This window comes from Pseudomonas sp. MPFS, assembly GCF_022537035.1.
Lineage (GTDB): Bacteria > Pseudomonadota > Gammaproteobacteria > Pseudomonadales > Pseudomonadaceae > Aquipseudomonas > Aquipseudomonas sessilinigenes.
In genome coordinates this window covers 5,646,673-5,667,150 of record NZ_CP066123.1, presented here as the reverse complement: position 1 = coordinate 5,667,150, position 20,478 = coordinate 5,646,673, and the positions used below count along the sequence as shown (strand labels likewise).

21 protein-coding genes and 1 pseudogene are annotated in these 20,478 nt (G+C 62.4%); 8 read left to right on the top strand and 14 right to left on the bottom strand.

Features of this window, described 5'->3' with window-relative positions; genetic code table 11:
• The first annotated feature begins 344 nt into the window (after positions 1 to 344).
• Positions 345 to 1,763, top strand: coding sequence for an amino acid permease (locus I9018_RS25900; RefSeq protein WP_241107871.1), 1,419 nt, complete (start codon positions 345 to 347; stop codon positions 1,761 to 1,763).
• A gap of 103 nt (positions 1,764 to 1,866) precedes the next feature.
• Here the strand turns inward: I9018_RS25900 and I9018_RS25895 are convergent, their stop codons facing one another.
• The 7 genes and pseudogenes from I9018_RS25895 to I9018_RS25865 form a co-directional block, all read right to left on the bottom strand.
• Positions 1,867 to 2,466 carry a hypothetical protein gene (locus tag I9018_RS25895; protein ID WP_241107870.1) on the bottom strand — a complete coding sequence of 200 codons (600 nt, stop codon included), beginning with the start codon at positions 2,464 to 2,466 and terminating at the stop codon, positions 1,867 to 1,869.
• A 9-nt stretch (positions 2,467 to 2,475) separates the two neighbouring features.
• Positions 2,476 to 3,069, bottom strand: coding sequence for a papain-like cysteine protease family protein (locus I9018_RS25890; RefSeq protein ID WP_124347521.1), 594 nt, complete (start codon positions 3,067 to 3,069; stop codon positions 2,476 to 2,478).
• Between the two features lie 237 nt (positions 3,070 to 3,306).
• Positions 3,307 to 4,149 (bottom strand): alpha/beta hydrolase, encoded by an 843-nt coding sequence (locus tag I9018_RS25885; RefSeq protein ID WP_068584896.1) that lies wholly within the window; start codon positions 4,147 to 4,149, stop codon positions 3,307 to 3,309.
• A gap of 74 nt (positions 4,150 to 4,223) precedes the next feature.
• Complete coding sequence (locus tag I9018_RS25880; protein ID WP_068584899.1) at positions 4,224 to 4,520, bottom strand: cupin; 297 nt, start codon at positions 4,518 to 4,520, stop codon at positions 4,224 to 4,226.
• A 73-nt stretch (positions 4,521 to 4,593) separates the two neighbouring features.
• Positions 4,594 to 4,878, bottom strand: coding sequence for a putative quinol monooxygenase (locus tag I9018_RS25875; RefSeq protein WP_068584901.1), 285 nt, complete (start codon positions 4,876 to 4,878; stop codon positions 4,594 to 4,596).
• A gap of 62 nt (positions 4,879 to 4,940) precedes the next feature.
• Positions 4,941 to 6,560, bottom strand: coding sequence for an FMN-binding glutamate synthase family protein (locus tag I9018_RS25870; protein WP_068584909.1), 1,620 nt, complete (start codon positions 6,558 to 6,560; stop codon positions 4,941 to 4,943).
• 190 nt (positions 6,561 to 6,750) lie between these two features.
• A pseudogene (locus I9018_RS25865) lies at positions 6,751 to 6,840 on the bottom strand (helix-turn-helix transcriptional regulator); the annotation flags it as partial.
• A 124-nt stretch (positions 6,841 to 6,964) separates the two neighbouring features.
• Here I9018_RS25865 and I9018_RS25860 point away from each other — a divergent pair.
• The 6 genes from I9018_RS25860 (at position 6,965) to I9018_RS25835 (ending at position 10,839) form a co-directional block, all read left to right on the top strand.
• Entirely contained in the window at positions 6,965 to 7,234 is a 270-nt protein-coding gene (locus tag I9018_RS25860) for a type B 50S ribosomal protein L31 (RefSeq protein ID WP_068584912.1), read from the top strand.
• Between the two features lie 182 nt (positions 7,235 to 7,416).
• Positions 7,417 to 8,763 (top strand): HD domain-containing phosphohydrolase, encoded by a 1,347-nt coding sequence (locus tag I9018_RS25855; RefSeq protein ID WP_068584914.1) that lies wholly within the window; start codon positions 7,417 to 7,419, stop codon positions 8,761 to 8,763.
• Positions 8,764 to 8,849: 86 nt separating this feature from the next.
• Complete coding sequence (locus tag I9018_RS25850) at positions 8,850 to 9,284, top strand: NUDIX domain-containing protein (protein ID WP_068584916.1); 435 nt, start codon at positions 8,850 to 8,852, stop codon at positions 9,282 to 9,284.
• Positions 9,285 to 9,306: 22 nt separating this feature from the next.
• A complete protein-coding gene (locus tag I9018_RS25845) occupies positions 9,307 to 9,945 on the top strand; it encodes a LysE family translocator (RefSeq protein WP_068584919.1) in 639 nt (212 codons plus the stop codon).
• Positions 9,946 to 9,961: 16 nt separating this feature from the next.
• Positions 9,962 to 10,327 (top strand): nuclear transport factor 2 family protein, encoded by a 366-nt coding sequence (locus tag I9018_RS25840; RefSeq protein WP_068584922.1) that lies wholly within the window; start codon positions 9,962 to 9,964, stop codon positions 10,325 to 10,327.
• A gap of 2 nt (positions 10,328 to 10,329) precedes the next feature.
• Positions 10,330 to 10,839: a GNAT family N-acetyltransferase gene (locus tag I9018_RS25835; protein WP_068584925.1), complete on the top strand. Its 510-nt coding sequence runs from the start codon at positions 10,330 to 10,332 to the stop codon at positions 10,837 to 10,839.
• 24 nt (positions 10,840 to 10,863) lie between these two features.
• On the opposite strand, the gene metR is transcribed toward I9018_RS25835, so the two are convergent.
• Positions 10,864 to 11,781, bottom strand: a complete 918-nt coding sequence (gene metR, locus I9018_RS25830) for a transcriptional regulator MetR (RefSeq protein WP_068584929.1) — start codon at positions 11,779 to 11,781, stop codon at positions 10,864 to 10,866.
• A gap of 243 nt (positions 11,782 to 12,024) precedes the next feature.
• Between metR and I9018_RS25825 the strand changes: the two genes are divergently transcribed.
• The gene (locus I9018_RS25825) at positions 12,025 to 13,059 is read left to right on the top strand and encodes an alpha/beta hydrolase (RefSeq protein ID WP_241107869.1); all 1,035 of its coding nucleotides are present in this window, start codon (positions 12,025 to 12,027) and stop codon (positions 13,057 to 13,059) included.
• A gap of 57 nt (positions 13,060 to 13,116) precedes the next feature.
• Here I9018_RS25825 and I9018_RS25820 read toward each other — a convergent pair whose 3' ends face one another.
• The 6 genes from I9018_RS25820 to I9018_RS25795 are packed head-to-tail and all read right to left on the bottom strand — an operon-like array spanning position 13,117 to position 20,366.
• The gene (locus tag I9018_RS25820) at positions 13,117 to 14,514 is read right to left on the bottom strand and encodes a sigma-54 dependent transcriptional regulator (RefSeq protein ID WP_241107868.1); all 1,398 of its coding nucleotides are present in this window, start codon (positions 14,512 to 14,514) and stop codon (positions 13,117 to 13,119) included.
• Positions 14,504 to 16,282, bottom strand: a complete 1,779-nt coding sequence (locus I9018_RS25815) for an ATP-binding protein (protein ID WP_068584941.1) — start codon at positions 16,280 to 16,282, stop codon at positions 14,504 to 14,506. The genes I9018_RS25820 and I9018_RS25815 overlap by 11 nt, the downstream gene beginning before the upstream one ends.
• Positions 16,279 to 17,406 carry a GNAT family N-acetyltransferase gene (locus I9018_RS25810; RefSeq protein WP_241107867.1) on the bottom strand — a complete coding sequence of 376 codons (1,128 nt, stop codon included), beginning with the start codon at positions 17,404 to 17,406 and terminating at the stop codon, positions 16,279 to 16,281. The genes I9018_RS25815 and I9018_RS25810 overlap by 4 nt, the downstream gene beginning before the upstream one ends.
• A 14-nt stretch (positions 17,407 to 17,420) precedes the next feature.
• On the bottom strand, positions 17,421 to 18,287 hold the full coding sequence (locus I9018_RS25805) for an alpha/beta fold hydrolase (protein ID WP_068584944.1): 867 nt from the start codon (positions 18,285 to 18,287) through the stop codon (positions 17,421 to 17,423).
• On the bottom strand, positions 18,284 to 19,678 hold the full coding sequence (locus I9018_RS25800; protein ID WP_068584947.1) for an aminotransferase class III-fold pyridoxal phosphate-dependent enzyme: 1,395 nt from the start codon (positions 19,676 to 19,678) through the stop codon (positions 18,284 to 18,286). The genes I9018_RS25805 and I9018_RS25800 overlap by 4 nt, the downstream gene beginning before the upstream one ends.
• Entirely contained in the window at positions 19,671 to 20,366 is a 696-nt protein-coding gene (locus I9018_RS25795; protein WP_068584949.1) for an HAD-IB family phosphatase, read from the bottom strand. Before I9018_RS25795 ends, I9018_RS25800 begins: the two co-directional genes overlap by 8 nt.
• Positions 20,367 to 20,478: the final 112 nt, after the last annotated feature.

Below are 20,478 nucleotides of genomic sequence, written 5' to 3'. Positions count from 1 at the left end.
ATAGAGCCTTTACCAAGGTAAATACGCCCTAGGTAGGGGCATGACGACACCCCGGGGCTGTGCAATACTCGCGACCCTTTCCGAGTGAGGTCTGCAGGCAAAAAGCAGGGAATGCTTCTCCGTGAAACCGGATATTGCCGAGATTTCTCTCTGAATTTAGCTATTTATAGAGTGAAAAGCCCTGTCAGGAGCTTTTTATACTGCGCACCCCGCTGATCTGGCAGGTCTTGTCCTACAGACGCGCCGTCCCACAAGGGCGGTCCGGTCAAGCAGGCTAGGGTTACCCGCCTTTGCCTGGAAGACTCGGTGGTTCATATCCAATAACAAAATGAGGTTGTATCTCTATGCCAGTTGGCAACCAACTGCCCCACGGCGAAACCGCTCAGGGCGGCCCGCTGAAACGCGAACTCGGCGAACGGCATATTCGCTTGATGGCCCTGGGCGCCTGTATCGGCGTCGGCCTGTTCCTCGGCTCGGCCAAGGCCATCCAAATGGCCGGTCCGGCCATCATGCTGTCCTACATCATCGGCGGCCTGGCGATCCTGGTGATTATGCGCGCCCTCGGCGAGATGGCAGTGCACAACCCGGTCGCCGGCTCTTTCAGCCGCTATGCACAAGACTACCTGGGGCCGCTGGCAGGCTTCCTCACCGGCTGGAACTACTGGTTCCTGTGGCTGGTGACCTGTGTCGCGGAAATCACCGCCGTGGCGGTGTACATGGGCATCTGGTTCCCCGATGTGCCGCGCTGGATCTGGGCCCTGGCGGCCCTGGTGAGCATGGGCTCGATCAACCTGATCGCGGTCAAGGCCTTCGGTGAGTTCGAGTTCTGGTTCGCCCTGATCAAGATCGTCACTATCATCGCCATGGTCATTGGCGGTGTCGGCATCATCGCCTTCGGCTTCGGCAACGATGGCGTGGCCCTGGGGATCTCCAACCTGTGGACCCACGGCGGCTTCATGCCCAACGGCGTGACCGGTGTGTTGATGTCCCTGCAAATGGTGATGTTCGCCTATCTGGGCGTAGAGATGATCGGCCTGACCGCCGGTGAAGCTCGCAACCCGCAAAAGACCATTCCCAACGCCATCGGCTCGGTGTTCTGGCGCATCCTGCTGTTCTACGTGGGCGCGCTGTTCGTGATCCTGTCGATCTACCCATGGAGCGAAATCGGCACCCAGGGCAGTCCCTTCGTGATGACTTTCGAGCGCCTGGGGATCAAGACCGCCGCCGGCATCATCAACTTCGTGGTGATCACCGCGGCCTTGTCGTCCTGCAACGGCGGTATCTTCAGTACCGGCCGCATGCTCTACAGCCTGGCGCAGAACGGCCAGGCGCCGGCCAGCTTCGCCAAGACCTCGGAAAGCGGCGTGCCGCGTCGCGCCTTGCTGCTGTCGATCTTCGCCTTGCTGCTGGGCGTGCTGCTCAACTACCTGGTGCCGGAGAAGGTGTTCGTCTGGGTGACCTCCATCGCCACCTTCGGCGCGATCTGGACTTGGGTGATGATCCTCCTGGCCCAGCTCAAGTTCCGCAAAGGCCTGACTCCAGCCGAGCGCGCTGGCTTGAAGTACCGCATGTGGCTGTACCCGATCAGCTCGTACCTGGCGCTGGCGTTCCTGGTACTGGTGGTGGGGCTGATGGCCTACTTCCCGGATACCCGTGTGGCGCTGTATGTCGGCCCAGCGTTCCTGGTCCTGTTGACCGCGTTGTTCTACATGCTCAACCTGCATCCGACCAACACCCAGCAGCAGGCCCGTTCGGCTTCCTGAGTAGCGGCTCGGGGCTGCTCCCTACGTGAGCAGCCTGGCCTGATGGCCAAGCAATGAAAAATCCGGCGTCCCGTGAGGGGCGCCGGATTTTTTTGGGCCGGGCTCAACCGCCCAGGGTGCCGCTGGTGTCGGCATCGAACACCGCCTTGGCTTGCTTGGCGGCCGGTACCAGCAGGCCGAACAGCGCAGTCTCGCTGTAGAGCTGCCGGGGCGCCAGGTGGGTGGGCGTGGGTTCGATGGGAATCAGCACTTGCTCGGCGTCGCCGTGCAGCCAGATCAGCGTTGCTTGCAGGGCCGGGACGAACAGCAAGCGCAGTTCATAGGACTTGCCTTGCAGCTGTGGGGCTTGATCGGCCAGGTTCAGGGCGCTGATGGTCGAGGCCGCCAGGGCACCGTGGTTCAGTGCACAGAACTCCAGCTGGCCGGTGGTTTCGGTCAGTTGGGCGTCGGCGATCGAAACGCCACCGGCGAACACCAGGTAATGCCAATCGCCCGGCGTGGCCTGGGTCAGGTCCTGGCCGTTGGCCAGGTCTTCCAGGCCCAGGGTATAGCCACGAAAGGCCTGGGACAGGTTCAAGGTGCCCGGACGGGCATTGGCGAAGGCACGATTGATACCGAAGCCCTGGGTCTGCAGGGCCGATTGCAGGACCGGACGCAGTTGCTGGACGCCACCGGCGGGCGCCTTGGGGTAAGTCAGTTGCATGCTGCCTCCTCAGTAGTTTTTCCGGGTGAAGTAGGTGTGGGTCCAGTTGCCGCCGCCGTTGTAGGTGCCGGGGAAGCTGTTCAGGGCGCGGGTCGAGTAGCCGAAGATCGAGTCGGCCACCAGGACATAGCCGCCATCGGTGCCATAGATCGTCAGGAAGTGCGCGCCGCCGCCATACCAGGCACAACGCAGGCCGACGGGGCGGCCCATGCCGATCTGGTTCTCGATGGCGGCCATCTGCATGCGGTCTTCACGCATGCCGCCATAGCTGCCAGTGGTGCGCAAGGCCGAGTCCAACTGGCCGTATACGTTGCACGGCCCAGGCTGGCTGCAGCAGTAGTTGCGGCCCAGTTCGGCGTTGGCCACCCCGCATTGGGTCCAGGAACCGGTGCCGTAGTAGTTGCCGACCGAGGCCGACAGGGCGGCCCAGCACCAGTTGGTCTGGGTCTGTTGCTGGATGCTGAAGTTCAGGCGGGCGCCGGCCAGGGGCGCGGCTTCGGCCTCTTGCGTGATTTCGTCCAGTTCCGGATCGAGCAGGGTGCCGGCCAGGCAGCGGGGCATGACCTGTGGGTTGCCGATAGGGGGCAGGGTAGTGCTTAGCATGTTCATCCTCCGTGAGTGAAAACCAGCCTCCGGCTGGTATTCGTCGCCGCACGTGAGCGGGCGGCGTACCGGACCCGGATGCCAGGCATCGCGCCGGGCCAGCCTCGATGGCAGGCGCTGTCGGGTCTGCACTCAACCTTAGATGAATTATGCGTCAGTGCAATTTATATATGCATAAATGCAAGAGTTCTGGCAAAGACGTCCCCGCTAAGGGGGGCGTCCGTGGCAGGCCTCGGGTTATTTTTCGTCGAGGAAATGTTCGAGGGCAGCATTGAAGAAGCCCGGGTCCTGGAGAAAGGCAAAGTGACTGACATTGGGCAGGATCAGCAGCCCAGCCCCGGGAATGGCCGCCGCCATGTACTCGGTGTGTTCGCGCTTGATGGCTTCGTCGCGATCGCCGTCGACGATCAGTACCGGTGCCTTGATCTTCGAAAGGTCGGCGTCGCTCCAGTTGGGTTGGCTGGCCCACATGTGGCTGATTTGCTCGACGAAGGCCTGGTACTCCCCGGGTGTCGGTGACAGTTTTGCGTATTCCTTGCCGGCGCGCTCGATGTAGGCGGCGAAGGTCGGATTGTTCTCCACCCCTTCCTTGACGCCGGAGGTGCGAGTGTTGGCGGCATAGGCGAAGACCTTGCCCACCCGTTGCGGGTAGCGCATGGCCAGGTCCAGGCCGAGGATCGCGCCATCGCTCCAGCCGACGAAATCGGCCCGGGGGATTTTCAGTTGATCGAGCAGGGCGATCACATCGTCGGCCATCAGGTCGTAGCCGTAGGGGCGGGCATCGCGAGTGCTGCGGCCATGGCCACGGCTGTCGACGCTGATCACCGTGTGCCGGGCGGCCAGGGCCTTGACCTGATGGCCCCAGTAGTCGGCATTGCCCAGGCCGCCGTGCAGCAGCACCACCGGCGAGCCATGGCCGATCTTGCTGTAGTAGAGGCGTATGCCATTGACCTGGGCGTAGTCGGACCGGGCCTCGGCCAGTGGAGCCGGGGTCGGGGGCAGGGTCTGCCAACGCTCGGCAGCGATGGCGGTGTCGAGCGATATCAACAAGGCGAGCATTGCAAGCAAGCGACGAGACATGGGTTTCTCCATTCCAATGGGGCCAGTGGGTCCTCTGCGGGCAGTGGTGCGTCATGCGCCCGCACGCGCGAAGCCTAGACGTCGATGATCACCAGGGTGCCATGGCTGCCGGGCAACACGCTGTGGGCCTGGCCGGCCTGGACCAGGTACATCTGCCCGGGCAGCACCTCCACGGTGTTTCCTTCGATGCCCAGGCGCAGGCAGCCAGCGGTGACCAGCAAGCCTTCGTTGTAGTCGTGGATTTCTTCGGCATAGGGGCGGCGGTCCATGCGCAGCACCTTGATGCGTGCCGGGCCGACCTGGCCAACCTGCTTGGATTGCCAGGGTTCGGGCAGTTGACGGGACAGCAGCTCGAATGACAGCAGTGACATGGTGGATCTCCCAAAAGTAGGTCGTGTCGGGGCTGCTTTCGGTGGTCCGGTCAAGCATCGTGCAGGGTGTTTTCTAGAACGAGTCCATTAACAGCACGCGGCATTCGCGGGCCTGGAATGCATTGATCTGCGGGACCAGGCGGGTGAAGTGCTCGCTGCGGCAGTGAGCATCGAGGGCGGCCTGGTCGGGCCATAGTTCGATGAAGATGAAATGCCCGGGGTCCTTCTGGTCGACGAACAGATCGTAGGCGATGCACAGCGGTTCCTGGCGGGTCTTCTCCACCAGTTCGGCGTACCACGGGCGTACGGTCTCCAGGTGTTCGGGGAGGATGAAGTCTTCGGCAATGACCTTGAGCATGATGATCTTCCTTGTGGGTTGGCCAGGCTCCCTTGGCATCAGGGGAGCCTGGACGGCGGGTCTCAGGCCGCGGCTGGGGTATTGGGTTCGAAACTGTCGGCGCGTGCCAGTTGCCACATGCGCGAGTAGAACTCGCCGCTGACCTGGCCGGTGAGCAGTTCGCCGGGCTTGAGGAATACATGCAGTTGGGAGAACAGCTTGATCTCGGTGGCTGACATGCGGCGCACCAGGTGCTTGGCTTCGAGCTGCGAAGGATGTTGCAGGCCGGCGGCCGCGAGCATTTCCGCCAGGGCCTTGAGGGTGTTGTGGTGGAAGCTGTATACCCGCTGGGCCTTGTCCGGGACCACCAGTGCCCGCTGGCGCAGATTGTCCTGGGTGGCCACGCCGGTCGGGCACTTGTTGGTGTGGCAGCTTTGCGACTGGATGCAGCCGATGGCGAACATGAAACCCCGTGCCGAGTTGGCCCAGTCGGCGCCGATGGCCAGGACGCTGGCGATATCGAAGGCGCTGACGATCTTGCCACTGGCACCGAGCTTGATCTTGTCCCGCAGGTTCAGGCCCACCAGGGTGTTGTGCACGAACAGCAGGCCTTCGCGCATCGGTGCGCCGATGTGGTCGGTGAACTCGACCGGCGCTGCACCGGTACCGCCTTCCTTGCCGTCGACCACGATGAAGTCCGGGAGAATGCCGGTTTCCAGCATGGCCTTGGCGATGCCCATGAACTCCCAGGGATGGCCAAGGCAGAACTTGAAGCCCACCGGCTTGCCACCGGACAGCTCACGCAGTTGCTGGATGAAATGCATCATTTCGATCGGGGTGGAGAAGGCACTGTGGCTCGAGGGCGAGATGCAATCCTCGCCCATGCGGATACCACGGGTCTGGGCGATCTCCTGGGTCACCTTGTGCTTGGGCAGGATGCCGCCGTGCCCCGGCTTGGCGCCCTGGCTCATCTTGATCTCGATCATCCGCACTTGTGGGTCCTGGGCCTGGGCGGCAAAGCGCTCGGGATCGAAGCGTCCATCGCTGGTGCGGCAGCCGAAGTAGCCGCTACCCAGTTCCCAGGTCAGGTCGCCACCGTGTTCGCGGTGGTAGGGGCTGATGCTGCCTTCCCCGGTGTCATGGGCGAAATTGCCGAGCTTGGCACCCTGGTTCAGGGCGCGGATGGCATTGGCGCTCAGGGAGCCGAAGCTCATGGCCGAGATGTTGAAAACCGATGCCGAGTACGGCTGGGTGCACTGCGGGCCGCCGACGGTGACCCGGAAGGTGTTGGGATCGCTCAGCGGGGCCGGACGCATGGAGTGGCCGATGAATTCGAAACCCGACTGGTAGACATCGACCAGGGTGCCGAAGGGTTTGTCAGCGCTTTGGTTCTTGGCCCGGGAGTACACCAGGGAACGCTGGGCCCGGGAGAATGGCAGGGCGTCGCTGTCGGACTCCAGCAGGTACTGGCGGATCTCCGGGCGGATGCCTTCGACCAGGTAGCGGATGTTGCCCAGGATCGGGTAGTTGCGGCGAACGGCATGGGGGCTTTGCAGCAGATCGAAGATCCCCAGCAGGCTCAAAAGGCCGGTGACCAGGGTAAAGGGCCAGACCCAGTCATATTCGACGAAAGGCAGGCTGGCGAGGGTGAATATCACGCAGGCGGCAAAGAAGGCGTAGCGGCTCAGGAGTGACAGGCTCATACGGGTTCCTTGGTTTGGACTCATTAAGATCGTTTGTCGGTACTCATCGTTGTTGGAGCGCTGGTTCTTATTGTTATGGCCGGGGCCGGCAACACGTCACGGGGCCTTCCGGGCACCAGGTGCCTGGAAAGAGATCGGGCACAGCTCGGGCAGGGATTGAGGCCCTGCGTGCCGTAGATATGTTTTTTTAATGGGCTTTCACGGTCTCGGCGGAGATTTCCAGCTTACGGGCGATCTCCCGGTCGGGGCAACCGTTGAACGGCGGACGTCCGGAATCCAAGGGCAAGGGTGCGGTCTGGCGCGGTTGTCGCGGCGAATGGCTTGTTGCAATCGGTTCTCGTTTGGAGTGAATTGATATGTTATTGTATAACTTTTAATCGTTCGCCAAATGCCCTGGAGGCTCCATGAAACCTGGTATCCACCCCACCTATCGCACTGTGCTGTTCCACGACACTGCTGCGGACGTGTATTTCCTCATCGGTTCCACCGTCGACACCGACCGCACCCAGCAGTACAGCGATGGCCAGACCTATCCCTACGTGGCCCTCGACGTTTCCAGTGCCTCGCACCCGGTGTACACCGGCCAGCAGCGCAAGACCCAGTCCGAAGGTCGTATCGCAGGCTTCAACAAGCGCTTCTCTGCCTTTGGTTCCAGCGCCAAGGGTGCCAAGTAAGGACGTTGGCCGCACCGTTGCCGCGGGCAATGGTGCGATCATGGCTTGCGGGGCGATCAATGGTATTAAAAGGCCATCATCACAAGTGGAAATTCTTCTACGCTTGAATCAGGCAACGAGAATCATTGTTGCCAGTACACGCAATGAAGGATGCGTGCATCAACGTTGAACCGAGGTGGCCCATGGGTGATCCGGACGTTGTCACTGCTTCACTCCTGCCCGGGGTTCTGTTGGTCGATGCCCAGGCGCAGATCCTGCAACGCTTGCAGCAGTTGCTCGAGCCTCATCCCTACCGGCTGCATTTCGCCCGGGACCCTGCCCAGGCCCTGCACGTCATGGCCAGTTGCGAGGTGGACCTGGTGATCAGTTCCGCCCACCTGCCGCAGATGGATGGGCCGACCCTGCTGGCGCAGATCCACCAACAGTATCCGCTCACGACGCGAATCCTATTGACCGGTGATCCTGACCTGCAACTGATTACCAAGGCCATCAACGAGGGAGAGATCTATCGCTACCTGAACAAGCCCTGGAATGACCAGGAGCTGCTGCAGGCCGTGCACCAGGCATTGGAACACCAGCATTGCGAGCGTGAACGCCAACGCCTGGAGGCCCTGGCCCGGCAACAGAACAGCGAACTCAAGCTCCTCAACGCCCAACTGGAAAAGCACGTTGCAGCGCGCACCGCCGAGTTGCAGCAGACCGCCGACATGCTCGACCTCGCCTATGAGGAACTCAAGCACAGCTATGCCACGGGGGCCGAGCTGTTTTCGCTCCTGGTGAACCAGCGTTTGCCTGTCGGCAAGCAGACCAACCGGCGGGTCATCGAACTGGTGCGTGCCTACTGCACGATCCAGGGACTTGGGGATGTGCTCCAGCGCGACCTGGCCATGGCGGCTGCGCTGCACAACATCGGCAAGTTGAGCTGGAGTGACAGCATGATGGTTACCCCGGCTGACCAATTGCACCCTCACCAGCGCGAACGCTACCGGGCCTACCCGCAGCAGAGTGAGTCGCTGCTGATGACCCTGGAACCGGTGCAGGATGCCGCCAGGCTGATCCGGCATCACCAGGAACACTGGGACGGCACGGGCTTTCCCGATCACCTCAAGGGCCCGGCGATTCCCCTGGGGGCGCGGCTGCTCAAGCTGGCGGTGGACTTCATCGAATTGCAGTGCGGCCTGATCCTGGAACGGCGGATGAACAGCGACGAGGCCCTGGTGTTCATTCGCAAGTACGCCGGTCGGCTGTACGACCCGGACCTGGTGGAGGGGTTTATCCAGGTGTGCTCGGTGTACCTGTGCGATGTCACTCTGGGAGACCCTGCGGTACGGGTCATGGGTACTCGGGAACTGGTAGCGGGAATGATCCTGGCGCGCAACCTCAATGCCGACAACGGCATGCTGTTGCTCAATGCTGGCAAGGTGCTCAGCCTGCCCCTGGTGGACAAGCTGATTGCCTTTGAAACCATGGAGGGCGCTCGCTACAGCGTATTCGTCAAGCTGCCCCGAGAGGAACGGGTGAGCGCCTGAGCCAGGTAGAAAGACCATGGGTGGATGGCGCCAGGCAGGTACTCATGTGATCCTTGCGCCTTCGTTTCCAAGGTCTTCGTATTCCCATGCCTGCATCCTCCTCTGCTGCTCCCTCCCTTATTCGCATCGCTGCGGCACTGCTGATCGGCGCCGACGGCCACACCCTGCTGGTGCGCAAGCGCGGTACCCAGGCCTTCATGCAACCTGGTGGCAAGATCGAGGCTGGCGAGCAGCCGGTTCATGCCCTGGCTCGTGAGTTGGAAGAGGAGCTGGGCTTGCGTATCGACCCGGCCCAGGCCCGCTACCTGCAACAATTCTCGGCACCGGCGGCCAATGAGCCGGGGTTCGTGGTGCAGGCCGAGGTATTCCTGATCCATATCGACACCCCGGTGACCCCTGCAGCCGAGATCGAGGAGGTGCGCTGGATCGATCCGGCCGGCGATGGTGGTTTGTTCCTGGCCCCATTGACAAGGGATCTGATCTTGCCGTTCTATCGCCAGGCCCAGGCATCTCCAGCCTGAGGCCCCATAGCCAAGGACTGCCATGATTCCACTGCACGACTACCTGATTTTCGTCGCCGCCTCCCTGCTGATGGTGCTGACTCCAGGGCCGAACATGATCTACCTGATTTCCCGTTCGATCTGCCAGGGCCGCAAGGCCGGGGTTACATCGTTGCTGGGGGTGGTGGCTGGGTTCTTCGTCCACCTGATGGCCGCGTCCCTGGGGCTCACCGCCGTGTTCATGGCGGTGCCCATGGCTTATGAAGTCCTCAAGTGGGCAGGTGCCCTGTACTTGCTATGGCTGGCCTGGCAGGCGCTCAAGCCCGGTGCCCGGTCGCCCTTCGAGGCCCAGCAACTGCCGGCCGATTCGCCGCGCAAGCTGATGACCATGGGCTTTCTGACCAGTGCCCTGAATCCCAAGATCGCCGTGTTCTACCTGTCGATCTTCCCGCAGTTCATCCATCCCGAATACGGTTCGGTATTCACCCAGAGCATCATCCTCGGTCTGACCCAGATCAGCGTGAGTTTCTCGGTGAACCTGCTGATCGCCCTGTTCGCCGCCGGTATCGCCTCCTGGTTCGCCAGCAATCCGACCTGGTTGTCGGCCCAGCGTTATTTCATGGGTTTCGTGCTGGCAGGATTGGCGGTGCGCTTGATGTTCGAACAACGTCGTGCCAACTGAACACTGGAGTAGTGCCATGACAGAGTTTTCCAGCCCCGAGACCGTGGTCGAGGAGCAACTGCAAGCCTATAACCGCAAGGACCTGGAGGCCTGGCTGGCGACCTATGCCAGGGATGCCCGGCAATACGAGCATCCGGCGACCTTGCTGGCCCGTGGTCATGAAGAGATCCGGGCTCGGGCGCAACTGCGCTTCCAGGAGCCCAACCTGCACGCCCGGCTGCTCCAGCGCTCAGTGATGGGCAATGTGGTCATCGATCATGAACTGATCAGCCGTACCTTCAGCGATGGCACCGGAACCCTGGAAACCGTAGCCATCTATGAAGTGCAGGATGGCAAGATAAAGTCCGCCTCATTCATTACCGGACAAAAGACCCTCGATTGAACATGCAGATCCAGCGCCTGACCCCCGATGATGTCGAGCAATACCGGGCCTTGATGCTCGAAGCCTATGAGCGCCATCCGCAGGCGTTCACCTCCAGCGTCCGCGAACGGGAAAAGCTGCCCCTGGCCTGGTGGGCCGCTCGCCTGGATGGTGAGCTGGACGTGCTCCTGGGGGCGTTCTGCGAAGGGCGGCTGCTGGGGATCGTCGGCCTGGCCTTCGAACTTCGCGAGAAGGCCAGGCACAAGGCGACCCTCTTTGGCCTGTATGTCACCGCTGGACAGCGCAATAGCGGCCTGGGCTACCGATTGGTCCAGGACCTGCTGGCCGAGGCTGGGGAGTACGAAGGACTGCGCCTGGTACAACTGACCGTGACCGCAGGCAATGACGCTGCATTGTCCTTGTACGAGCGTTGTGGCTTTGTCCAATACGGCCTTGAGCCCCAGGCCGTTCGGGTCGGTGACGACTACTTCGACAAGATCCACATGTGGCGCGAGCTGTCGCTCGAGTCCTGAGGCCTCGGCGCCAGCCAAGTCGGCTCAACGGACGGCACTGACGCCATCGAGGGTGGAGAACGAGGTGTCCTTGGCGGTCAACAGGAAATCCCGCATGTAGGGCGCGTCCAGCATGTCGCTGCGAACCGCCGCATACAGGGTGGCGAACAGGCCCTTTTCCCCCAGTCGCTTGGCCTTCACGTAGCCTCTTGAGCTGTACTCATGCAAGGCCCAATGAGGCATGCCGCACACCCCTCGGCCGCTGGCCACCAGCTGCATCATCATCACTGTCAATTCCGAGGTGCGTACCTGCGCCGGTTCGATGTCGGCCGGTTCCAGGAAGCGGGTGAAGATGTCCAGGCGATCCCGTTCCACCGGGTAGGTGATCAGGGTTTCACTTTGCAGGTCCTGCGGGACTATGTAGGGCTTGCTGGCCAGCGCGTGCTGGTTGGCCACCGCGAGCATGGCCTCGTAGGTGAACAGCGGCACATAGGTGATGCCGGCCAGGTCCACGGGATCGGACGTCACCACCAGGTCCAGGTCGCCACGGGCCAGGGCCGGCAATGGGGCAAAGGAAAAGCCTGAGGCCAGGTCCAGCTCTACCTCGGGCCAGGCGTCGCGGAACTGGTCGATGGTCGGCATCAGCCACTGGAAGCAGCTATGACACTCGATCGCCATGTGCAGGCGGCCGGCGGTGCCGCCTGCCAGCCGCGAAAGGTCGCGCTCGGCGCCCCGCAGCAGTGGCAGGGTGGCGTCTGCCAGTTGCAGCAGGCGCAGCCCGGCGCTGGTAAAGCGCACGGGCTTGGTCTTGCGCACGAACAGTGGCATGCCCAGGCGTTCCTCCAGCTCCTTGAACTGGTGCGAGAGGGCGGATTGGGTCAGGTGCAGGCGTTCGGCGGCTTCTACCAGGCTGTCGGCTTCGCGCAAGGCGTGCAGGGTCTTCAGGTGACGGATCTCGAGCACCAGGAACTCCATGAATAAATTTTGTGATCGTGGGCAAAAGGTTGAGTTTGTCTCATGCAGGAACAGCTGTCGACCAGGGGCCTGGCCTCGCCCGGGGATTTTTCCCTCATGGGCGGCTGACGGACCGGAGAGGGCATGACCGCTGGGCAATCTTCATCAAACTGTCACGCAACTGTGGCAGCGCGAATCATCGAAGTTCATCAGACTCGCGCTCTACTGGGGTTCTGCGTTTCGGTGTTTTCCATGCGGGCAAGATTTCTCTCGATTATTTTCTTGCTGGCCGGGCTATTGCCCGGCCAGTTTTCTTTTGCGGCCTCGCGTTGCGATGTCGATGTACCGACCCAGCGGGTCGAGCTGCCACAGGTAAGCCTGGCCTACCAGAGCATCGGTCGTGCCTCCGATCCGGCGTTGCTCTTGGTCATGGGGCTGGGTGGGCAGTTGATCCATTGGCCGGACGAGGTGGTCGTCGCCCTGTGCCAGCAGGGTTTCCGGGTGATTCGCTATGACAATCGCGATGTCGGCTTGTCCACCTGGCGCCAGGCACCGGCCAGCGCCAACCTGACGCTCGAGGTGCTGCGCTACAAGCTCGGCCTGCCGGTGGCTGCGCCCTATACCCTGAGCAACATGGCCGAGGATGCCCTGGGGCTGATGGATGCCCTGCATGTGGAGCAGTTCCATGTGCTGGGGGCAAGCATGGGCGGGATGATTGCCCAGCACTTGGCGGCGATGGCCCCGCAACGGATCGAAAGCCTGACCCTGGTGATGACCAGCTCCGGTGCCGAGGGCCTGCCGGCGCCGAATGCCGCCCTGGTGCAATTGCTGTCGCGGCGCAATGCACCCAACCGGGAGGCGGCCCTGGAGCAGCAGGCCGATCTCTTGGCCGCCCTGGGTAGCCCGAACGTGAAGGATGACCGGCAGGTCTTGCTGCACCAGGCTGCGCTGGCCTATGACCGGGCATTCAACCCCGAGGGGGTCAAGCGCCAGATCATGGCGATCCTTGCCGAGCCGAGCCGGGTGGCCATGCTCAAGCAACTGCGGGTGCCGACCCTGGTGGTCCACGGTACCGCCGATCCACTGTTGCCGGTGATGCACGGAGTGCACTTGGCGGCGCATATCCAAGGCAGCCAGTTGAAGCTGATCCCGGGGCTGGCCCATCGTTTCCAGGAAGCCTTCAAGGCTCCGTTGCTGGCGGCGGTGCTGCCGTACCTGCAGAGCCATCGCGAAGATACTTCGCACTGGGCGCAGATCGAGCCGCTGGACGTGGGGCGCATGCTCTGAGCCAAGCCTCAAGCGGATAGATTTTCGCTTGCAGCTTGCAGCTTGTCGCTGTTCGCGTCAGCGAACGATCTTGTCCACCTGGATGCCCAGCTTTTTCAGGCGATACCAGAAGCTGCGCTCGGAAATGCCGATCATCTGGGCGGCTGCGGCCTGGACGCCATTGCTCTGGTGCAGGGCGGCGAGAATGTAGGCTTTCTCCACTTCCGCCAGGGCGGCATCCAGGTCGCTGGGCACTTGCGGGCCGACGCTGATGGCGGCACTGCCTTCGGCGTCCTGGGGACGTGTATCGAACAGGTAGCCGGGCAGGTCGCTTTCCTCGATGGTGTGGCCGGTGGCAACGATCGTGGCGCGCTCCACGCAGTTTTGCAGTTCACGGATATTGCCTGGCCAGGCATAGCTGGCCATGGCTTGCAGGGCCTGGGGACTGAAACCGTTGATACGCTTGCCAGCGGTGGCCCCCAGGCTGTGGGCGAAGTGCCTGGCCAGCAGGGCGATGTCCTCGACCCGCTCGCGCAGCGCCGGCAATGGGATGGGGAACACATTGAGGCGATAGTAGAGGTCCTCGCGAAACTCCTTGTTGGCCACGGCCTCCAGCAGGTTCTTGTTGGTGGCGGCAATTACCCGCACATCGACCTTGCGTTCCCGGGGATCGCCTACCGGCTCGATCACCCGTTCTTGCAGGGCTCGCAGGATCTTGGCTTGCAGGGCCAGGGGCATGTCGCCCACTTCATCGAGAAACAGCGTGCCCTTGTCGGCCTGCTGGAAACGCCCGACCCGGTCGGCCACGGCGCCGGTGAACGCGCCCTTGCGATGGCCGAACATCTCGCTCTCCAGCAAGCCTTCTGGAATGGCGGCGCAATTGACCGCGACGAAGGGCTTGTTGGCGCGATTGCCATGCTTGTGGATGGCCCGGGCGACCATTTCCTTGCCGGTCCCGCTCTCGCCGGTGAGGAGAATGGTGGCGTTGCTCTCGCGCACCGAGTCCACCGCTTGCAGGACCCGGCGGAAGGCAGGGCTATCGCCCACCAGGCTGTCGATCTGCTGGTGTTCTTCAAGCTCGGCGCGCATGCGCTGGTTGTCTTTGAGGATGTCGCGAAACTGCAGGGCCTTGCTGACGGTGATATCCAGCTCGTCGATGTCGAAGGGCTTGGCGATGTAGTCGTAGGCGCCGTTGCGCATGGACTGCACGGCATTCTTCACCGTGCTGTAGGCGGTCATCACGATCACCGGCAATTGCGGGTAGCGCTGCTTGATCTCCCCCAACAACTGCGGGCCGTCCATGCCGGGCATGCGCCAGTCGCTGATCACCAGGTCGATCTCTTCCTGTTCCAGCACCTTGAGGGCATGCAGGCCGTTGCTTGCGGTGAATACCTGGATGCCGTTCTGGCCCAGGGCCGAGGACAAGAGGTCACAGAGCTTGGGTTCGTCGTCGACCACCAACAGGTTATGCGTCATCGCTGTCCTCGTCGTCCTCGTCTTCTTCACCGTTGGCCGGAATGTACAGGCTGAAGGTGGCTCCGGCATCCTTTTCGCTGACGCACTCGATACGCCCGTCATGGCTTTCCATGATAGAGAAGACCTTGGCCAGGCCCAGGCCGGTACCCGAGGCCTTGGTGGTGACGAACGGGGTGAAGATACGTTCCAGCATGTCCGGTTCGATGCCCTGGCCAGTATCGCTGACGCTGATGACGGTTTCATCATCCTCCTGGGCGATGCCCAGGGTCAGGCGGCCGCCTTCGGGCATGGCGTCGATGGCGTTGAGGATCAGGTTCAGGCAGGCCTGCTTGAGCTGCCGGGCATCGGCGTGGATCGTTGCCCCGGGGGCCTGGTCCTCGATCCGGGCATCGATATTGTGGGTGGCCAGTTCCGGGCCGCAGAAACCCAGGAGCTCCTCCACCAGGGCCCGTGCCGGCTGGGTTGCACGAATCGGCGTGCTGGGCTTGGCGAAATCGAGGAACTCGGTGATCAGGTCGTTGATCCGGCTGACTTCGCTGATCACGTACTCCAGGTGACGCTTGTCGTTCTCCGGCAGGTCGACCCGGCGGTGCAGCAGTTGGGTCGCGGTCTTGATGATGCCCAGCGGGTTGCGAATCTCATGGGCCAGGCCCATGGCCACCTCGCCCAGGGCGTGCAGGCGGTCGCGGCGACGCAGTTGTGACTCCAGGTGTTGCAGTTCACCCAGGCGCTCGGTCATGTGGTTGAAAGTACTGCTCAGTTCGGCCAGTTCGTCGCCACCGATGACTGGAACCCGCTGCCGATAGTCGCCGGCAATCACGGCCCGTACCCCGGTGGACAGGCCCCGCAGCGGGCGAGTCAGGCGTTGCGACACCAGCCAGCCGACGCACAACGAGGCCGCCGAGCTGAGGAGGAAGATCAGGATGAACAGGTTGCTCTGGTTGACCAGGCCCACCAGGCTGCTGTGGCGCAGCAGGCCGCTGAAGATCACCCCGACCAGGTCGCCGCTGTCGTTGAAGATCGGCCGGTACAGTCCGCTGTAGCGATTGGTGAACTGTTCGGTGGGCTGGCGGGTGGTGCGCAGGATGTCCTCGATCTTGTGCGGCACCCGCGGCGGGTGGTCCTCGAAGCGCTGGGTGGCGAAGATTTCCGAGAAGTCGTCGGCCTTGGCCAGGTACAGGCGCAGGTCCAGGGAGTGCACGTCGGCCACGCTGGTGAGGAAGCTGGCATCCAGGTAGGTGGCGATCAACAGCTGATAGTCGACGCCATCGAGGTTGGTCTGGAAGGTCGAGACCACGGCCCCGGTGGCGGCCCCGCCGACCTGGATCGTCTGCAGGACGGCATTGGAGGCAGTGCTGATCTGGCCAACCACATCGTCGGCGGCAGTGGTGAACATGACCTTGTGGTCGCTCTTGCGAATCAGTGCCACCACGTCGATGCCCATGGAGTTGGCAATGTCGGCGGTGAGCTTGTCGTGCTTGTTGGCGTTACGTTCCCCTGGGGGCCGGGTATAGCGCAGGAACAGTTGGGCAATCCTGGCGTTGTCACGCAGGATTTCAGTGATCTCGTCCTCGACGATCTTGGTGGATTCCTGCAGCCAGATACGCACGTTGCTGTCGAAAATCTCCGACAACGTGGTGGCCGCCAGCTCGGCGGCGATCATGGTGGGGATCACGCTGACCAGCCAGAACGCCAACACCAGCTTGCGCTGCAGGCTCCAGCGGGAGATGGCGAAGGGGCGGGGAGGACGACGATCTTTTCTGGTCATGTACTTTCGCTTATTGCAGCGGCCATGGCGGGGTCGGAGCGATCCGGACGGACAAAGCGTTTTATCACTTTGAGCAGTGCATTGAGCATCGGATTGCGGTGGCGGAAGAACAGCATGTTACCGGTGAAGCGACAGCCCAGGCGAAGCTTGCTGGCATAACCGGCCTGGCCGCACTCATACAGGGCGATCCGCTGCTGGATGCAGTAGTCGACATTGGCCAGCCAGCTACGAAAGTACAGGTTGTGCTCCCGGGTGACATTGAGGTCATGGGCGAAGAACTTGTCGATCAAGCGGTTCTGGTCGACCAGCACCAGGTTGAAAGCCACCAGTTGATCGCCGACCCAGTACAAGACACAGGCGGCCCGCTCTCCCAACTGTTCGAGGATGCCGGTGAAGTATTCCGCCGGCAGGCGCTCGAACTGCAGGTCGCTGCGGTTCAGGGTCGCTTCGTATAAACGCATGATGTCCGGCAACACGTCATCGATCTGCTGGCGCCACTCGATGCGTGGCCCCGGCGCCCGGAGCTTGCGGCGCAAGTCCTTGCGGGTGGACTTGCCGAGGGTGCCCAGGTAGGCATCGACCGAGGCGAAGGGGATCGGCAGCAGTGCCGAAGGCAGGCTCGGCATGGCCTGCAGGCCTGCGGCCAGGCAACTGGCGGCCCATTGCTGATCGCTGTTGGGGGCATCCTTGACCGCCATCAGGCCGATACCGAAGCTGTCGGCATCGGCCCGGGCCAGTTTCAGCAGCTCCTCCAGCAGGGCTTGGCGGCGTTCGCTGGGAACATGGCTGGCGGTGCCGGCGTTGCACTGTTCGGCCACCGGCGAACCGATGGCGTACAGGCGCAGTTGCAAGACACCCGGCCAATGCCGTTCAAGGCGTTCGGTCATGCGCTTGGCCAGGCCGGAGACCGTGGTGTCCAGTCGATACTGGGTGGTGAAGGCCGGAGCCACGGCCACCAGGGTCGAACCTTCATAGACCGCCAGGTAGCGCCAATTGAAATCGACGATGGCGGCTTTTTCCACGGCCAGGTAATAGTCCCAATCCTCCAGGGCCCCTGGAAAACAGTCATTCCAGGCACTGCGATCGATGGCCTGTATGGTTGAGAAGGCTTGGGCGGTAATCACGTCTCTTCCTTAAGTCACGCCAGCTGTCGGTAGTCTTCGCGTACGGCGGGGGCGACCACTCGCTGCTGGATGAAGTCCACGCTCAGTTCGATCACGCGCTGGTATTGCAGGTCCACGGTGATCATGTGATAGCAGTTGTCGAGGAGGATCTTGGTCACCGGGCCGCCGAGCTTGCGTTCCACGTAGTCGGCATTCCAGGTGCTGGTGATGTCGTCTTCGCTGGAGTGCAGTACCAGCGCGGGCGTCATGATCGACGGCATGCGTTTCTTGACCACGGCGTTCATCCGGTGCAGTTCGCGCACGGTCACGCCCTCCATGGTCAGGAGCCCGGCATCGCTGCTGGCGCCGGCCTTCATCTGCTTCTCGACGATGGCCCGCAGGCGCTCGTTCTTGATGCCATAGGGCGGCTTTTCTTCGAAACGGCAGATATGCACGCCGAACGGGATCTTCATCAGCAATGGGGTAAGGAATGCCAGTTTGTTGATGCTCCAGCCGTCGTACTTGAGGGTGGTGGAATACATCAGCAAGCCACTGATCCGCCCTGGGTGCTCGGATGCCAGGTACATCGACATCACCGCGCCCATGGACAGGCCGCCGACGAACACCTGCTCGTGGCGCTGTTGCATGGCGGCAAAGGTCTTGCGCACGCCTTCGTACCAGTCCTGCCAGCCTGTGGCCTGCAGGTCGCTGTTGTCCCCGCAGTGCCCGGGCAGGGTCGGTACGTACACGGTGCACGTACCATCCTTGGCCAGGCCCTGGGCCACCCGACGGAGTTCCGTCGGGGTGCCGGTCAGGCCGTGGATCAACAAGATCCCGACCTGACCCGTGCCGAGAACGAAGCCGGCGTCGCCTTCGCCCAGATCGATCTCAGCCATGCTCATCGCTTCATGGCCCGATCCAGCAGGCGGTCCAGCAGGGCGATACCCAGGTCGATTTCCGCGTAGCTGATTTCCAGCGATGGTGCCAGGGTGATCACGTTCTTGTAGTAGCCGCCCACGTCGAGGATCAGGCCCAGGCGCTGGCCGTCGATCTCGATGTCGCCCTTCATGCCTTCCTCGACCATGTAGTCCAGGGTCGCCTTGTCCGGGGTGAAGCCGTCGGTGGTGCAGATCTCGCAGCGCAGGGCCAGGCCCAGGCCGTCGACGTCGCCGATGATCGGGTAGCGCTTCTGCAGGTCCTTGAGGCCTTCGAGGAAGTACTTGCCCTTCTCCATGACCATCGCGCCGTAGTCGATCTCGCTGGTCATCTTGAACATTTCCAGGCCCACGGCGGTGCCCAGTGGGTTGGAGGCGAAGGTGGAGTGGGTCGAACCTGGCGGGAACACGCCTGGGTTGATCAGCTCCTCGCGAGCCCAGATACCGCCCAGCGGGTTCAGGCCGTTGGTCAGTGCCTTGCCGAACACGATCACGTCAGGCTGGACGTCGAAGTGCTCGATCGACCACAGCTTGCCGGTACGGTAGAAGCCCATCTGGATTTCGTCGACCACCAGCAGGATGCCGTGCTGATCCAGCACTTGCTTGAGCTCGCGGTAGAAGTTCATCGGCGGGATCACGTAGCCGCCGGTGCCCTGGATCGGCTCGGCGTAGAAGGCGGCGTATTCGCTCTGGCCGACTTTCGGGTCCCAGACACCGTTGTATTCGGTTTCGAACAGGCGGGCGAACTGCTTCACGCAGTGGCTGCCGTACTCTTCCTTGGTCATGCCTTTCGGGCCACGGAAGTGGTACGGGAATGGAATGAACTGCGCGCGCTCGCCGAAGTGGCCGTAGCGGCGACGGTAGCGGTAGCTGGAAGTGATGGACGAAGCGCCCAGGGTACGACCGTGGTAGCCGCCTTCGAAGGCGAACATCAGGCTCTTGCCGTTGCTGGCGTTACGCACGACTTTCAGCGAGTCCTCGACGGACTGCGAACCGCCGACGTTGAAGTGCACGCGACCGTCGAGGCCGAACTTCTTCTTGGCGTCGACCGCGATCATTTCCGACAGCTCGATCTTGCCTTTGTGCAGGTACTGGCTGGCGATCTGCGGCAGGGTGTCGATCTGCTGCTTCAGGGCGTTGTTCAGGCGCGGGTTGGCGTAGCCGAAGTTCACCGCCGAGTACCACATCTGCAGGTCGAGGTAGGCCTGGTCTTCGGTATCCCAGACGTAGGAGCCTTCGCAGCGGCTGAAGATGCGCGGGGGTTCGATGTAGTGAACGGTATCGCCGTAGGAGCAGTACTTGGCTTCTTTTTCCAGAAGAATCTGGTCTTCTGCGGTAGCGATGCGGATATCAGACATGGTGGAAGAGTTCCTGGGTTTCAATAGAGAAATTAGTGGCGTTGGCCGCGTTGCGTGGCAGTTTGGCCAGCAGTGCCGGCAGTTCGGCAAAGGAGTCGAACCGCGCGTAGGGAATGGCGTTGCGCTCGCAGTACTCGGCCAGGCGGCCCTTGGCGAAGACGAAGTCGGCAGTGGAGGCCACGCACATGTCCGACTGGCCATCGCCAATCACCAGCACACGCTTGCCGCGCGGGGTGGATTTGCATTTGCAGTTGCCGGAGGCGGCACGGCAGGCGTCGCTGGCATAAGGGAAATCGATGCGCCAGCTGTTGTGATCGACCTGGCGCAGGCGATTGGCGAGGATCGGCAGCAGGGTCACGTAGTTGCGTGCCAGGATGCGGGCGATGCCTTGCTCGATGCCATCGCTGACCACTTCGATGGAGGCGCCCAGGCCGATCACGTGATCGACGAAGTCAGGGAAGTCGGGGTCGATTTCGACACTGTCGAAGTAGCCCAGCAGTTCGGCGGGCGAGGCCTTGACCAGGGCCAGTTGGCGGCTGAGGCATTCTCGGGATCCAATGTGCCCGTCCAGCCACTCCTGCTCGATGCTCTCCCAGCTGGGGTCGGCGAAGCGTTGGAGGACGTTATCGATCACGTCGGCGCGGGAGATGGTCCCGTCGAAGTCACATACGATATGCCAGTGCATCATCTGTTGTTACCTGTTGAATAGAGCGCTGTTTACGCTTGCGGCAGGGGTACAGCAGGGACTGTGCCAAGTACGGAAAACCCAGCAGGGCTGGGGCTCTAACCAAGGGGGGAGG

Excerpts from the sequence above, each read along its gene's own strand:
- I9018_RS25900 (WP_241107871.1), top strand. The coding sequence starts at position 345 with ATGCCAGTTGGCAACCAACTGCCCCACGGCGAAACCGCTCAGGGCGGC.
- I9018_RS25895 (WP_241107870.1), bottom strand. The coding sequence starts at position 2,466 with ATGCAACTGACTTACCCCAAGGCGCCCGCCGGTGGCGTCCAGCAACTG.
- I9018_RS25890 (WP_124347521.1), bottom strand. The coding sequence starts at position 3,069 with ATGCTAAGCACTACCCTGCCCCCTATCGGCAACCCACAGGTCATGCCC.
- I9018_RS25885 (WP_068584896.1), bottom strand. The coding sequence starts at position 4,149 with ATGTCTCGTCGCTTGCTTGCAATGCTCGCCTTGTTGATATCGCTCGAC.
- I9018_RS25880 (WP_068584899.1), bottom strand. The coding sequence starts at position 4,520 with ATGTCACTGCTGTCATTCGAGCTGCTGTCCCGTCAACTGCCCGAACCC.
- I9018_RS25875 (WP_068584901.1), bottom strand. The coding sequence starts at position 4,878 with ATGCTCAAGGTCATTGCCGAAGACTTCATCCTCCCCGAACACCTGGAG.
- I9018_RS25870 (WP_068584909.1), bottom strand. The coding sequence starts at position 6,560 with ATGAGCCTGTCACTCCTGAGCCGCTACGCCTTCTTTGCCGCCTGCGTG.
- I9018_RS25860 (WP_068584912.1), top strand. The coding sequence starts at position 6,965 with ATGAAACCTGGTATCCACCCCACCTATCGCACTGTGCTGTTCCACGAC.
- I9018_RS25855 (WP_068584914.1), top strand. The coding sequence starts at position 7,417 with ATGGGTGATCCGGACGTTGTCACTGCTTCACTCCTGCCCGGGGTTCTG.
- I9018_RS25850 (WP_068584916.1), top strand. The coding sequence starts at position 8,850 with ATGCCTGCATCCTCCTCTGCTGCTCCCTCCCTTATTCGCATCGCTGCG.
- I9018_RS25845 (WP_068584919.1), top strand. The coding sequence starts at position 9,307 with ATGATTCCACTGCACGACTACCTGATTTTCGTCGCCGCCTCCCTGCTG.
- I9018_RS25840 (WP_068584922.1), top strand. The coding sequence starts at position 9,962 with ATGACAGAGTTTTCCAGCCCCGAGACCGTGGTCGAGGAGCAACTGCAA.
- I9018_RS25835 (WP_068584925.1), top strand. The coding sequence starts at position 10,330 with ATGCAGATCCAGCGCCTGACCCCCGATGATGTCGAGCAATACCGGGCC.
- I9018_RS25825 (WP_241107869.1), top strand. The coding sequence starts at position 12,025 with ATGCGGGCAAGATTTCTCTCGATTATTTTCTTGCTGGCCGGGCTATTG.
- I9018_RS25820 (WP_241107868.1), bottom strand. The coding sequence starts at position 14,514 with ATGACGCATAACCTGTTGGTGGTCGACGACGAACCCAAGCTCTGTGAC.
- I9018_RS25815 (WP_068584941.1), bottom strand. The coding sequence starts at position 16,282 with ATGACCAGAAAAGATCGTCGTCCTCCCCGCCCCTTCGCCATCTCCCGC.
- I9018_RS25805 (WP_068584944.1), bottom strand. The coding sequence starts at position 18,287 with ATGAGCATGGCTGAGATCGATCTGGGCGAAGGCGACGCCGGCTTCGTT.
- I9018_RS25800 (WP_068584947.1), bottom strand. The coding sequence starts at position 19,678 with ATGTCTGATATCCGCATCGCTACCGCAGAAGACCAGATTCTTCTGGAA.
- I9018_RS25795 (WP_068584949.1), bottom strand. The coding sequence starts at position 20,366 with ATGATGCACTGGCATATCGTATGTGACTTCGACGGGACCATCTCCCGC.